The following is a 12,188-nucleotide window of genomic DNA, read 5'->3' as shown; positions in this document are numbered from 1 at the left end:
CCTGGTGGTTGCGCCGACTCGCCGTGCTCTTACAGCACATATCTGAAGGGAGATACACGATGCCGATGGTTGAGTTTTCCGCTGTCTTGGACAGCAATGTTGGACATGCCTGGAGCGTGTTGAAAAAATTTGGAGAGATTCATAAATGGCATCCATCGATTGTCGAAAGCAGCATTGAGGACAACCAACCTGATGGATTGGTCGGCTGTATTCGCAGACTCACGCTGGCCGATGGCGCAGTTGTCAGGGAGCGTTTGTTATCGGTCGATGATCACAATACAACGCTATCCTACCGCTTCGAGGAGGCGCCATTACCGCTGGACAACTATGTTGCCACGGTGAAATTGGCCTCTCTCACTGGACAGCCCAAGACGTTCATCAATTGGTCTGCAAGCTTTGACCTGCAAGATTTGAATACAGCAGACGACTATCAGGAACTCATACGTGGACTGATCGTGGATGGTCACAATAGCCTTCAGCTGTTTCTAAACAGGCATTGAACATTTCAAAGAATTGACGCGTACAGGCTTGGCCAGGCAAGTATTCTAAGCGTGGATACCAAAGGCCCTGGAAGCTGATGATTGTCGGCTCAAAGCAGTGCTGAAGCACAAAGCCCTCGCGTGATCAGATGGTGGAACAGGAAGCGACCGAACTCGCCGGCACCGCAGAGCGCCTGAGCTCCAAAATCTTTCGCTCATGAACAGCTCCCCATTCCCGCATGGCACTCACCAAAGGCGCGAGAGAGTTGCCTAATTCTGTCAGCGAATACTCAACCTTTGGCGGCACCTCGCGATAGATTTCGCGATGTATAACCCCATCAGTCTCCAGCTCTCTCAACTGGAGTGTCAGCATCCTCTGAGTGATATCTGGAATGAGGCGTCGGAGCTCGTTGAAGCGCTTCGTTCCAGACATCAAGTGAAACAGTATGAGCGATTTCCATTTTCCACCTATGACATCGACAGTAAACGCGACGGGACAAGCGAAGGCCTCAATTTCATCCTGAGGGTTACATTTTTTCACTGAAATCACCATGGTATAAAAAGTGTGCCTACAGCACAAAATTGTGCGTACTTACACGCAAGTGGTGTGTAAGTTAGCATGATTCCATATTGACCAGTATGGAATCCGCCAGATGAGTTTGTTGTTATCCCCCCATGAAATTAAAGGCCTTAAACTGAAAAACCGGGTCGTCATGTCCCCCATGTGCATGCACATGGCAGCGGATGATGGCTTTGTCACTGATTGGCACCGCGTTCATTATGGAGCTCGCGCACTGGGTCAGGCGGCGCTGATTTTTCCCGAGACGCTGGCTATCCAGGCTGACGGTCGTATCGGGGCTGGTGACCTTGGGATCTGGAGCGATGAACACGTTGTCGGCTTGAAAGGGCTAACCGAACTGCTTCACAGCTTTGGTGCGAAAGCCGGCGCTCAGATCGGCCATGCGGGACGCAATGCCGATCTGCCCAACCTTATTCATATCGCCCCGTCGGCGATTCCGTTTACGGATTCCAGCCCTGTGCCTCGGGCACTCGCGGCTGACGAAATTCCGGGTTTGGTGAAGCTTTATGGCGATGCCGCACGACGCGCCAGTGAAGCGGGCTTTGATGTGCTCGAGATCCATGCCGCTCACGGTTATTTGCTGAGTGAGTTCCTATCCCCACTCGCCAATACCCGCGATGACGAATATGGCGGTGATGCCAAGCGTCGCTATCGCTTCCTGCGCGAAGTGCTGGAGGAAGTCAAAACCCATTGGGGCGATCGTCCTCTGTTTGTTCGTATCTCCAGCTCTGATTACGCCGAAGGCGGAAACACACCCGAGTCATTTCTTGAATACGGTCGCTGGATGAAAGAGCAGGGCGTCGATCTGATCGACTGCAGCTCCGGTGGGATCAAAATGATCAAGGTTCAGACTTATCCAGGTTACCAAGTACCGGCCGCTGAGTTGCTACGTAAGGAGCTGCATATTGCGACGGGTGCAGTGGGTGTGATTCAGAGTGGTCGTCAAGCCGAGGAAATCCTGCAGAACGGCCGAGCTGACTTGGTGTTTGTCGGACGGCAAATGCTGCGCGATCCATTTTGGGTGCGTACTGCAGCAGATGACTTGAAAGAAGCCATTGAGATTCCTGAAGCCTACACTCGTTACGGCTCTGTATGGCTAGATACCAAAGCGTGAATTTGCCCTCGTCATAAGCGTGCCAGACCTTAATCCAATTCGACTCGATGAACCAGGAATACACCATGAGCAAACCTACTTACGTTCACGAATACCAAGCCATCACCGAGGTGCTGAATAAGTACATTGAGGGCTGCAAGCAAGCGAAAAGCAGCATCATGAAGCCAGCTTTCGATGAGCGAGCAACCATGTTCAGCGTCGATGTAGACGGTCACTTGGCCGGTGGTGCAATTCAAATCCTTTTCAAGGGTATTGATGAAGGTTTTCGCCCGTCCCCTGATGCACCGGCAGCTATCGTCCGCATTGAAATCGTTGGTACGGCCGCTAGCGCACGCATCGACGCCAACGACATGTCCGGCATTTCCTTCACCGACTTTTTCCACCTGTTGAAAGTCGATGGCAAGTGGGCGGTCGTCAGTAAGATCTTTCACACCCACGTCGCGCCTTGACCCTCTGTCGTCTATGAGTCTGCGGCAATTGAGGCTTCCCATCACTCATCAATAAAAATGGAAGCGTCATGAAAACCCTTACATCTGCTCTCGCTCCGACGGTCGTCACTCTTGCGCCCGTTAGCGCGTACGCCACCACATACCCGGGAGTAGAGCAAAACTGTGAGATTCACGGGCCATTACTCCTGCGGTGCCAGCGCAGCAATCAATTCGTGGGTGGTCACGATTGAGTGAGCGAAAGTCGGCCCGTTCAGGTCGTGGGCGGCGTGCATCATTTCCGCACGGAAAGCGGCGGTCGCGTCACGCACCAAGGTGACGTGGTAGCCCAATTCCGAGGCGTAGCGGGCGGTCGCTTCGATGCAGGTATTGGCGAGCAGGCCGACGATGATGACGTGGGTGATGCCTTTCTGCTTCAGGCGAAAATCGAGGTCGGTATTGGCAAAGCCGCTGGCGCCCCAATGTTCCTGTACGACGATGTCGCCGTCCTTCGGCGCGAAATCGGGATGCCATTCACCGCCCCATTCACCGCGCGCGAAGTGGTGCATGTGCATGATTTTGCATTGGGTCGGCGTTGGATGGTCCCAGCCTTCGTAGTCGCCGTGTTCCCAGCGGTGGTGCGGCACAATAACCACCGGAATGTTCTGCGCTCGTACGGCGCGGTCGAGAGCCCGCAGGTTGTCGAGTAGCCCGACCTGGTCGGCAATCGGCTTGATCAAGGGGAAGACCTTGCCGTTCTCCGAGAGGAAGTCGTTGTACGGATCGACCAGCAGATAAGCGGTGCGGTTCAGCGGATAGAGGACGTTCGACATGACGATGTACTCCACACAGGTTGAGTGACCGGTGCCGTGGGCTTGCCCGGGGCATCGTGTTGGTAGTCGCTTTGTCAGGCTGTAGCGGACTCTCGTGCCACCTGCCTGAGGATGTGTTCGTATTCCTTGACTGAATGCGATCCGGACACCAACTCACGACCGTTCAGCACCATGGCCGGGACCGAGTTAATTCCGCGTTCAAGGTAGAAACCTTCAAGTTCACGGACCTCGCTAGCGAACGCCTCGCTAGTCAAAATCTCGCGGGCGCGGGTGGTTGAAAGTCCTGCTTCACCGGCCAGGCGCACCAATGTTTCGTGATCGCTGGGGTTCTGGCCGTTGGTGAAATAAGCCTCGAGCAGGATTTTCTTCAGCGCAACCTGGCGGCCTTCCTGCACGGCCCAGAGCAGAAGGCGATGGGCGTCGAAGGTGTTGTAGAAATGGCTGCGCTTTTCCAGGTCGAACTGAAAACCGATGGCTTTCCCACGCGCGATGATCATTTCATTGCGCGAGGCAACTTCTTCGGCGCTGCGCCCGTATTTGCGCATCATGTGCTGGATGGCGTGCTCGCCCTCGGCCGGCATGTCCGGGTTCAGTTCGAAGGGCTTGAAGGTCAGCTCCACGGCAACTTCCCCGGCAACGTTCGCGATGGCTTGTTCCAGCGCTGTCGCGCCGAGTGCGCACCAGGGGCACACCACATCCGACACAAAGTCGATCCTGACAGGAAAAGTCATTTTTTCGACTCCGTCAGCTGTTCGCGGTACTCAGTGGTGGTGATTCCGGCATAGCCCCAGTTATCGGTATCGACCTCTTCAATGACGATATGCGTGAGGTGCGGATCCTTGTTGAGCACTGTTTGCATGGTTCTGGTTATTTCGGCGATGACTTGGGATTTCTGTTCCTTGGTGACGCCATCGCGGGTGATACGAACGCTGATGAAAGGCATGGGGAAGTCTCCTGTTGGCGCCCCATCGACATGATGAGGTGAGCAGTGGGATGGACTTTAAAGTGTCGCTTTCAGTGGATAAATCAGGGGCGGAGAACATCACTTGTGACGCTGTGTAATCAATACATCTGCAGAAGGTAAATCACCCTCCCTGGCGGCGGCCGCAGGGGAGGGCGAATGCTACGGCAGGAGGAATCAGTTCTGCGCTTTGCTCATGCGGGTGAAAAGCTCGGTGGGTACTTTCTTGCCGTTGGAAAGGTATTGGTTGCTTCTGAACTTGTAGACCTCGCCTTCAGAAAGAAAACCATCGTGGTTGGTGTCCATCGCTTGAAATTCTTCACCGCCCTGAGGTGCCACAGCCAGGAGTTCTTTGAGAGAGACGCGACCATCATGGTCGGTATCTGTGCGAGCGAAAGAGTCGTCACCACACTTGCCTTCACCGCACTTGCCTTCGGCAGTCACGGACTTGTCGCTGGCTTGGCTGGCACCGCATTTGCCTTCGCCACACTTGCCTTCGCCGACCTTATCCGCCGATGCCAGCTGATAGCCTTGGGACAACGGCTCAACAGCAAAAGCTGCAGACGATGCCAGGCTCATGCCACCGGCTAAAGCGATAGCGGCCAGGCCAAGACTTTTTTTGTTCGAGAAAGATTTACGGTACATGGTGATTCTCCAGATACTTTGCGCGGCCAGGCCGCGGTTCACGCCACAGGGCGAATAAACCCGCAAAGAAGCTCTAGGCGAAGTGGGAAAAGCCTTGAGTTACAAGGCTAATGCGCGCAAGCGTCTTCCACTTCGAGGGCGACCTTATTCGGGTAAGGCTTATTTAGCCGGAGTCATGTATCCACGATGTATCAAGCGAGAGATGCATTTGTAAGCCAATCCCAAGACTTCGCGTGCAGGTACATAGAGATACAAAAGCTGACCTCGGCCTTTGCGCGTCAATCAGGACAACAGCTTTAAAACGGGTGTCGCAGCTACCCCGACAACAGCTTGCTCATGCAGCTTGCGCAGCAGAACCAGCGCGTCGGCAACGAAGCTGGTCACATCTGATGCACCAGCCTCTGCAGCCAAAGCATGCAACTGCGCTCGACCATCCATGTCAGGGAACTGCTCGATCCGCTGCAACAATCGGAATGCCAGCGGGCTGACGTGGGAGAACTGCACTTGACCACTCGGCACCCGGCTGATCAGCAGCAACGTCGGTAGTTCTGGCGGTTCAGAAGGCAGGTGGCCTGGCCCGAGACGATGTACGGCCCAGGTGTAAACCAACGGCCAGACGAGCGGGGATAGCCGAAGGGGTCGGTCGAGTAACTGCGCCGCATCACTGGTCTCCAGCGGCGCAGCGTCCAACTGTTGCAGCGCCATCTCCACCCACTCGTAATGGGCCAATTCAGGTAAGAACGGGTACCAAGGATGCTCAAAACCAGGCGCGTCCTCCAGGCTCGCTACGAAGTCTACAAACTCGCGTGCAATTTCTCCGAAACGTGGCGTTTGCGCGCGGTGGTCACGCAAAAAACGTCGGACCAGCGCACGCCAGCCAGCATCGCCCAACACGGCAACCAGTACCGGGAACGTTCCGCCCAGTAAACTCAGGAGATTATTGAACACAAGGTTCAGATAGACCTGTGCTCTTGCGGGATTCATCTGCGTAGGCGGCGCGTAACTGTCCGGGTCACGCAGGTAACGGGTCAGCGCGAGCTGCTGACTGTGCAAACTTGCAGTGGAGTCAGCCATCGACGGTCACCCGCGCCAAAGCGTCCGCGTCGCGCTGCAACCGCCTGATGGTATTCAGCTCAGCCACAAGTTCGTCGTAAGACGGAAAGTTGAAATCGCGCTCCAGCAGCGTTGGCTTCACGCCAAAGAGGCCATAAGCCTGTTCCAGCAATGACCAGACTACCGGTTTGACCGAGGCACCATGGGTGTCGATTATCAGGTCATCGGCTTCGTCGTAATGCCCAGCCACGTGCATGGCGACTACGCGTTCTGGTTCCACTCCGGCCAGGAAAACCGTTGGATCAAACCGATGGTTCACTGAGTTGACGTACACATTATTAACGTCGAGCAACAGGTCGCAATCGGCCTCGCGAAGTACTGCATTGGTGAAAGTAAGCTCGTCCATATCCTGATGAGCAGCGGCGTAATAAGAGACGTTCTCTACGGCAAGACGGCGGCCGAGGATGTCCTGTGCACGACGGATGCGCGCAGCAACGTGATGAACCGCCTCCTCAGTAAATGGCAACGGCAGCAGGTCGTATAGATGGCCATCGTCACTGCAGTAACTCAGGTGTTCGCTATAAAACGGCACGTGGTAGCGATCGAGAAATCCTCGTACTTGCTCAAGAAAAGACTCGTCCAGAGGCGCACTGCCACCTAGCGACAGTGACAGGCCATGGCATGACAGCGGGTAACGTTCAGCTAGCGACTGCAGAGCATCCCCATGCGCGCCGCCGATGCCGATCCAGTTCTCTGGAGCAACCTCTAGAAAATCGAAACCCCCAACGGGGGCGTCACGAAGTGTTTTGAGTAGTGCGCGGCGCAATCCGAGGCCAACGGTCGCCTCACGAGGGGGCTGTGGAGCTAAAGATATTGATGATGAAATGTTCGTTTGCATTCGCTTGATTCTCCGAGTCGATGTAACTGACGAAAGCAATGACGATTCAGCGTGCATTCAAACGCTGGATACACCGATGGATGAATGCATCCAGGCTCAGCTTGCCGGCGCCTGTGAACAGCAGCGGCACAAGTGCTACGAGGTAGATCAAGGGCAGCTTGTAATTGCCGTAGCCCTGATTGCTGATGGAGTAGCCTCTTGCGAGTTCGCTCAACGTCGACCAGTCTGCTGGCCAATGAACTGCGGCAGTTGCCACAACGGTGACCACGATGAGGATCAGTGCTGAAAGACGTGTTCCCAGACCTACAAGCAAAGCAATGGAACAGAGCAGTTCTGCCCACATTGATAACTGCCAATTGAACGTAGCGGGCAGCTGATTGAAGGGAAAAGGAAAGGCACCTTGAATGCTTGGGAACCAGTTCTCACCGTTCCACTTTTCCCACCCGGCCTCAAAAAACTCCCACGCCAGAAAAACGCGCAGGCTTAAAGGCGCGATCCAGTCTCCGACGCGATCGAGGTTAAGGTGCAGCCGATTCAAGACCGATGACGTGTTTGTTTGCATTGATTTAAACCTCCGACTTGTCGTCAAGAAAGTGGAAGCATTTCAGGTGCTCCCAATGAGAGGTGCCAGGCACGGTACCCACTGCGCTGGCCGTGACCGTAGTTCATCGGGTTGGTGTATCTCGCTTGTGTCTTGCGCTGCTGGAAGCTCAATGTTGTGTAACGCGTCCGCCTCTATACACACTTGGATACAGACCAATACCCGACAATGGTTGTGGCAAGGTTTGATTCATTCGAGATGTCACGTCCAACTGAACACCGTTGTTCCAAATGCGTCGAAGAAGGCTAAGCCACTCTCGTTCCCAGCCAATGAGTTCAACTTCCTGATGCTCACAAACCTTTGGTATGTCGTCCTGCCATCCACGCAATTGACCGACGAACTTGCGGCAGTACGCTTGCTTGGTCAGCCATTCGTTGCCTTTCGTGATGACAAAGGGACGGCGCATCTTCTATCCGATGTCTGTGTCCATCGTGGTGGCTCGCTTTCGGCCGGCGCCAAAGTCGGGGAGAGCGTGCAGTGTCCCTACCACGGGTGGCGGTTCGGAGCGGACGGCATCTGCACCCATATCCCGGCACAGCCGCATGTGCGCATCCCCGCCAAGGCTCGAGTCGATGCCTATCCCACACTTGAACGCTACGGCTGGGTCTGGGCATTTCTCGGCGATCTGCCCGAGCATGAAAGGCCGCCGCTGCCTGTGCTCGACTGGATAGATGACGCGAACATTCGTGTGGTTTCCGGGTATTTCGACTGGGAGGCAAGTTGGGATCGTGTCATTGAGAACGGGCTCGACTTTGCGCACGCGCCATTCGTTCACGGCAGCACGTTCGGCGACCCTGATCATCCTGAGATCGATGCATTTGAAGTGGATGGCGATGCATGGAGTGGGCGCGCGAAGATGATCATGCGGCGCCCAAAACGCAGCGGGTTATTTCGACGTAAATCTGCGACTGAGCGGGTGAGCGTGGAGACGATTCCAGGCTTTCATCTGTCTGGTCCGTGCACGACGCTGGAACTTGAATTGCCGAATGGGTGGCGAATCCACATTGTCTCGGCGCATGTCCCCATTGATGCCAACCGCACGCGAACCTGGTGGATGATGGGCCGGACATTCCTCCGATCCCGACTGTTTGACCGACGTTTTGTTGCCAGCAATATTCGGATTTTCGAGCAGGATCATGAAGTGCTGAAGAACGTCCGGCCAGAACGTGTACCGGATTCCTGGCAGCAGGAAGTGTCGTTGAAGTCGGATGCACTGCAGATTTTCTTCAGGCGTCGTGTGAAGGAGTTGGAGCAGAACGGCTGGCGTATCGATGAAGACCGACTTGGACGAGAATTTACGGGGCGAAAGGCGTGCACGGTGCCGAGCCCCGGACGTCGGCAGGCGCGTGCCTGGGCGATTGAGACCATCCCGCTTACGCAGGTTGAAGCAGTCGAAGACGCTTCAAAGCTGTAGCGGGGTTGCGCCTGAAATCACGCGCCATACCGTTTCCTATCTGTTCTGAAACAGCCTAGGGGATCAAACGCATCTCCCGCAGTTTGTCGAACACGTCAAAAAACGCCTGATCGCTCGCCTGGTAGGCAGTGAAACCCATCATGCGGCTTTTCGACATGTCCGTGACCACTTCGATGGGGCGACCAAGATCTGCATCGGTATGCCATGGGGAAATCAGGCGACTGATATCGGATTCTTGCAAATCGTGTTCGGCAACTATCTTCGTCCATACGGCTTGATCGTCAGCCATCTGCTTCTCCAGAGGAGAGGGTGATGCAGGATATTCAGCAGCAGGCAAGTCGAAGTATTCGGCAATTCGGCCCCACATCCATTTCCAGCGAAATACGTCGCCATTGGTGATATTGAACGCCTGGTTGGCCGCAGCCGGGGTGGTGGCCGCCCACAATTGTTGTTTCGCCAACTGCCGCGCGTCCGTCATATCGGTGAGGCTGTCCCACTGCACCCTCGATCCGGGAAACACAAAGGGGCGATTGGTGTGTTTGCACACCGAGGCATAGACGGCGAGGGTGGTTGCCATGTTCATCGCATTGCCCACGGCGACCCCGGTAACGGTGTGCGGGCGATGGACGCTCCAGGTGAAGCCGTCCTGTTCAGCAGCGGCGAAGAGTTCGTCTTCCTGGGCGTAATAGAAATTCTCGACATCCAGACGACCTTGTTCCTCGCGAAACGGTGTCTGCGGAAGGCTGCCTTTACCATAGGCTTCGAACGGGCCGAGGTAGTGCTTCAGGCCAGTGACCAGTGCTACGTGCTCGACGCTCTTGGCTGGGCGAACCGCGGCGAGCACGTTGCGTACCATGGCGGCGTTAACCCGAATGTTCTCGGCTTCTGTGGCTTGCCGTGACCATGTGGTAATGAACACGTGAGTGGGTTTCAAATCCCTCAGCGCCTGTTCCAGCGACGCCGGGTCCTGAAGGTCCGCGGCGATAGGGATCACGCCTTGCGCTTGCGTAGGGTGCCTCGACAACGCGGCGACCTGCCACTTGTTGTCAATGAGCAACTGAGTGATGGCGCTGCCGACAATGCCGCTGGCGCCCACGACTAAAGCTGTCTGGGTCATAGGTTTCTCCTGGATTTGAGTTTGGGAGTCCGTGTGGGCAGCAGAGGTTCAACCGGAAAATCCGTTAGAGTGTTCGCTACTCCCTGTTGAAGTCTGTGAACAATGACTCGTCCGCTGTTTGTTTCTCTGGATGGCCCCAAAGGCGTCGGCAAAACCTCGCTGTTGGAGGCGATCACTGAAGCCCTGAGGGCAGGCAACCAGAAAGTCATCCGACTGTGCGAGAAAAAAAGCGACCCGTTCAGGGGCGAGACAATGCATCTGGTGAACCGGCTCGCCCGACATCCTGACCGGGATCTGGAACTCGAAGTCTGCCAACGCCTGGCTGATAGCCGCCGCTGGATCTCCCGGCACGTGCTGCCCAGACAACCCACCGACAGCATCATCCTGATCGATCGCTGGTACCCGTCCGAGGCCGCCTTTCGCCGGACAGTCCCGTTTGCAGAAATCCTGCAGCTCAATATTGATCGCAATGTCCAAGTGCCCGACCTGCATGTCGGGGTGGTCACAGCGCCGGAGATTTCGTGGGCGAGGGCAGGTGCACGACGGCGCGGCCTGAGCAGCACTGTGCTTCGGGGGCTTGAGGAGCATGCCGCTTGCACTCAGGCGTTCGAACAAGCCGCTGCCGATCAGGGTTGGTTTTTGTGCCGGAATGAGGGAACGATCGAGGAGGCGACGAGGCGGGTGGTCGTGGAGATCAATCAGGTGATGAGCCGCCGGAATATTTCCTTGGTCTGATGCCTGAGCACGCGCGCGAATCTGCGCCGCCGACGAGCGGTGCAAATATTACAAAGTATTTCACCGCTCAGCGAGGTCAAGTAGTCAGGTTTATTCAGAGGTTTCAAGATGAGATTTGCACGTTTTTGCCAGGCACTTTCCAACTGGGCGGGTAGCCCGAAGACCTTTTTGACAGCGATCCTCCTGATTGTCGCCTGGGCGGGAACAGGGCCATATTTCCACTACAACGACACCTGGCAACTCATCATCAACACGTCGACCACGATCATTACGTTCCTGATGGTGTTCCTCATTCAAAACACCCAGAACCGCGACAATGACATTTTGCATTTGAAGATTGATGAGCTGATACGAGCTACCAATGAAGCGCAGAACGCCACGCTGGGCCTGGAGAAGATGGAGGCGCGCGAGCTGAGAAGATTGCGTGATCGGTATCGTGCGCTGGGTGAGTCGAGTGAAATTGATGTAGAGCCGATCCATGATAATGGCGCTCGTTAGGATTGCGAGTGGTGGTCTTTTTTCTGTCGCTATCGTGACGATTCACAAGCGGCAATGTTTTTGATCTTCACGATCGCTCAGTGCTCGTGGACCAATCCGCGCTCTGTTCCGGGGTTAGTTCAGCGTGGGAAAATCCTCGCAAAACCATCGTTCGACTGAGCGCGGCGACCGAAAAGATTTGCAGGTGGCCTGGCGTTCAGCGATGAGATCCAAGCCTGCCTTCACAGCCGAGTGACTGTCAGTTATGCGTTGGTAGTGCTTGTTAGCGCCCGGCTACCGAAGTATGTCGCGTGGTGACTTTTTCGCTGACCACTCAAGACTCTGCAGCGGTTTTCGATGCCCGTGGCCTGCAGGAAACGGCAGTACGATGTACGAACATTTTTGACATCCCTGTCTCTTTGCCATCGTCACGATCATGTGGGAAACGGCTGATATTTATTTCGCAGAATTCCTACATTTTGTTTGCCTCACCAGCAAAAAACGTGGTTATTATCTGCCGGCGCTTCGGGTCACAAACCCGGCGCCAGAAGATTGCCGTGTGTCCACAGACCCGGCAGTCGCAGCCGATCGGGACCACCCTGGCGCTGTCATCCCCGCGCAGGTTGTTCCTCGTCGTTGACCCTCAAAATGGAAGGCGAGGTTTCAATTGGTCACGCGGTTTGCAATCGTCGATGTAGTGAATGGGGCGACGTCTGTCGCCAATGATTCGACCCACCTTCCAGTTGCCTGCGCCGACCGCGCGGCGGCGTTCTTCTCCAGCCTGTCTCCCCCCGAATTTCTGCGTGTGCCCGCGTTCAACGCGAGTCTGCACGCGCGTGCCGTGCCATCCTCCTGA

15 protein-coding genes are annotated in these 12,188 nt (G+C 55.6%); 6 read left to right on the top strand and 9 right to left on the bottom strand.

Annotated features, from left to right (window positions below; translation table 11 throughout):
• Positions 1–59: 59 nt before the first annotated feature.
• A complete protein-coding gene (locus AEQ63_RS06865) occupies positions 60–500 on the top strand; it encodes an SRPBCC family protein (RefSeq protein ID WP_064362367.1) in 441 nt (146 codons plus the stop codon).
• A gap of 124 nt (positions 501–624) precedes the next feature.
• Here the strand turns inward: AEQ63_RS06865 and AEQ63_RS06860 are convergent, their stop codons facing one another.
• Complete coding sequence (locus AEQ63_RS06860) at positions 625–1,020, bottom strand: winged helix-turn-helix transcriptional regulator (RefSeq protein ID WP_064362365.1); 396 nt, start codon at positions 1,018–1,020, stop codon at positions 625–627.
• Between the two features lie 112 nt (positions 1,021–1,132).
• On the opposite strand from AEQ63_RS06860, the gene namA reads away from it, so the two are divergent.
• Positions 1,133–2,173, top strand: a complete 1,041-nt coding sequence (gene namA, locus AEQ63_RS06855) for an NADPH dehydrogenase NamA (protein ID WP_064362363.1) — start codon at positions 1,133–1,135, stop codon at positions 2,171–2,173.
• Positions 2,174–2,238: 65 nt separating this feature from the next.
• Positions 2,239–2,622, top strand: a complete 384-nt coding sequence (locus tag AEQ63_RS06850; protein WP_064362362.1) for a nuclear transport factor 2 family protein — start codon at positions 2,239–2,241, stop codon at positions 2,620–2,622.
• Between the two features lie 179 nt (positions 2,623–2,801).
• Here the strand turns inward: AEQ63_RS06850 and AEQ63_RS06845 are convergent, their stop codons facing one another.
• The 7 genes from AEQ63_RS06845 to AEQ63_RS06815 all read right to left on the bottom strand — a co-directional run bounded on the left by AEQ63_RS06845 (position 2,802) and on the right by AEQ63_RS06815 (position 7,550).
• Positions 2,802–3,431 (bottom strand): isochorismatase family cysteine hydrolase, encoded by a 630-nt coding sequence (locus AEQ63_RS06845; protein ID WP_064362360.1) that lies wholly within the window; start codon positions 3,429–3,431, stop codon positions 2,802–2,804.
• 74 nt (positions 3,432–3,505) lie between these two features.
• A complete protein-coding gene (locus AEQ63_RS06840) occupies positions 3,506–4,162 on the bottom strand; it encodes a DsbA family oxidoreductase (RefSeq protein ID WP_064362358.1) in 657 nt (218 codons plus the stop codon).
• The gene (locus AEQ63_RS06835; RefSeq protein WP_064362355.1) at positions 4,159–4,374 is read right to left on the bottom strand and encodes a tautomerase family protein; all 216 of its coding nucleotides are present in this window, start codon (positions 4,372–4,374) and stop codon (positions 4,159–4,161) included. The genes AEQ63_RS06840 and AEQ63_RS06835 overlap by 4 nt, the downstream gene beginning before the upstream one ends.
• Positions 4,375–4,569: 195 nt before the next feature.
• Positions 4,570–5,037: an HvfA family oxazolone/thioamide-modified RiPP metallophore gene (locus tag AEQ63_RS06830; RefSeq protein ID WP_064362353.1), complete on the bottom strand. Its 468-nt coding sequence runs from the start codon at positions 5,035–5,037 to the stop codon at positions 4,570–4,572.
• A 282-nt stretch (positions 5,038–5,319) separates the two neighbouring features.
• Positions 5,320–6,111: an HvfC family RiPP maturation protein gene (locus AEQ63_RS06825; protein ID WP_064362351.1), complete on the bottom strand. Its 792-nt coding sequence runs from the start codon at positions 6,109–6,111 to the stop codon at positions 5,320–5,322.
• Positions 6,104–6,988, bottom strand: a complete 885-nt coding sequence (locus tag AEQ63_RS06820) for an HvfB family MNIO-type RiPP peptide maturase (RefSeq protein WP_064362349.1) — start codon at positions 6,986–6,988, stop codon at positions 6,104–6,106. The genes AEQ63_RS06825 and AEQ63_RS06820 overlap by 8 nt, the downstream gene beginning before the upstream one ends.
• A 46-nt stretch (positions 6,989–7,034) precedes the next feature.
• Positions 7,035–7,550: an HvfX family Cu-binding RiPP maturation protein gene (locus AEQ63_RS06815; protein WP_042609971.1), complete on the bottom strand. Its 516-nt coding sequence runs from the start codon at positions 7,548–7,550 to the stop codon at positions 7,035–7,037.
• A 211-nt stretch (positions 7,551–7,761) separates the two neighbouring features.
• On the opposite strand from AEQ63_RS06815, the gene AEQ63_RS06810 reads away from it, so the two are divergent.
• Entirely contained in the window at positions 7,762–9,003 is a 1,242-nt protein-coding gene (locus tag AEQ63_RS06810) for an aromatic ring-hydroxylating dioxygenase subunit alpha (RefSeq protein WP_236705241.1), read from the top strand.
• Between the two features lie 55 nt (positions 9,004–9,058).
• Here AEQ63_RS06810 and AEQ63_RS06805 read toward each other — a convergent pair whose 3' ends face one another.
• Entirely contained in the window at positions 9,059–10,120 is a 1,062-nt protein-coding gene (locus tag AEQ63_RS06805) for an SDR family oxidoreductase (RefSeq protein WP_064362347.1), read from the bottom strand.
• A 102-nt stretch (positions 10,121–10,222) separates the two neighbouring features.
• Here AEQ63_RS06805 and AEQ63_RS06800 point away from each other — a divergent pair, with 102 nt between their 5' ends.
• Positions 10,223–10,855, top strand: coding sequence for a dTMP kinase (locus AEQ63_RS06800; RefSeq protein WP_064362345.1), 633 nt, complete (start codon positions 10,223–10,225; stop codon positions 10,853–10,855).
• Positions 10,856–10,963: 108 nt separating this feature from the next.
• Positions 10,964–11,353, top strand: coding sequence for a low affinity iron permease family protein (locus AEQ63_RS06795; protein ID WP_064362343.1), 390 nt, complete (start codon positions 10,964–10,966; stop codon positions 11,351–11,353).
• Positions 11,354–12,188 lie beyond the last annotated feature (835 nt).

It is taken from the genome of Pseudomonas sp. RIT-PI-o (assembly GCF_001297215.1).
Classification (GTDB): Bacteria; Pseudomonadota; Gammaproteobacteria; order Pseudomonadales; family Pseudomonadaceae; genus Aquipseudomonas; species Aquipseudomonas moraviensis_A.
Note: the sequence above shows the minus strand (reverse complement) of the source record. Positions and strands in the feature narration are given on the sequence as shown.

Coding starts and splice junctions, on each gene's coding strand:
- AEQ63_RS06825 (WP_064362351.1), bottom strand. CDS start 6,111: ATGGCTGACTCCACTGCAAGTTTGCACAGTCAGCAGCTCGCGCTGACC.
- AEQ63_RS06815 (WP_042609971.1), bottom strand. CDS start 7,550: ATGCAAACAAACACGTCATCGGTCTTGAATCGGCTGCACCTTAACCTC.
- AEQ63_RS06840 (WP_064362358.1), bottom strand. CDS start 4,162: ATGACTTTTCCTGTCAGGATCGACTTTGTGTCGGATGTGGTGTGCCCC.
- AEQ63_RS06795 (WP_064362343.1), top strand. CDS start 10,964: ATGAGATTTGCACGTTTTTGCCAGGCACTTTCCAACTGGGCGGGTAGC.
- AEQ63_RS06850 (WP_064362362.1), top strand. CDS start 2,239: ATGAGCAAACCTACTTACGTTCACGAATACCAAGCCATCACCGAGGTG.
- namA (WP_064362363.1), top strand. CDS start 1,133: ATGAGTTTGTTGTTATCCCCCCATGAAATTAAAGGCCTTAAACTGAAA.
- AEQ63_RS06835 (WP_064362355.1), bottom strand. CDS start 4,374: ATGCCTTTCATCAGCGTTCGTATCACCCGCGATGGCGTCACCAAGGAA.
- AEQ63_RS06845 (WP_064362360.1), bottom strand. CDS start 3,431: ATGTCGAACGTCCTCTATCCGCTGAACCGCACCGCTTATCTGCTGGTC.
- AEQ63_RS06865 (WP_064362367.1), top strand. CDS start 60: ATGCCGATGGTTGAGTTTTCCGCTGTCTTGGACAGCAATGTTGGACAT.
- AEQ63_RS06800 (WP_064362345.1), top strand. CDS start 10,223: ATGACTCGTCCGCTGTTTGTTTCTCTGGATGGCCCCAAAGGCGTCGGC.
- AEQ63_RS06805 (WP_064362347.1), bottom strand. CDS start 10,120: ATGACCCAGACAGCTTTAGTCGTGGGCGCCAGCGGCATTGTCGGCAGC.
- AEQ63_RS06820 (WP_064362349.1), bottom strand. CDS start 6,988: ATGCAAACGAACATTTCATCATCAATATCTTTAGCTCCACAGCCCCCT.
- AEQ63_RS06830 (WP_064362353.1), bottom strand. CDS start 5,037: ATGTACCGTAAATCTTTCTCGAACAAAAAAAGTCTTGGCCTGGCCGCT.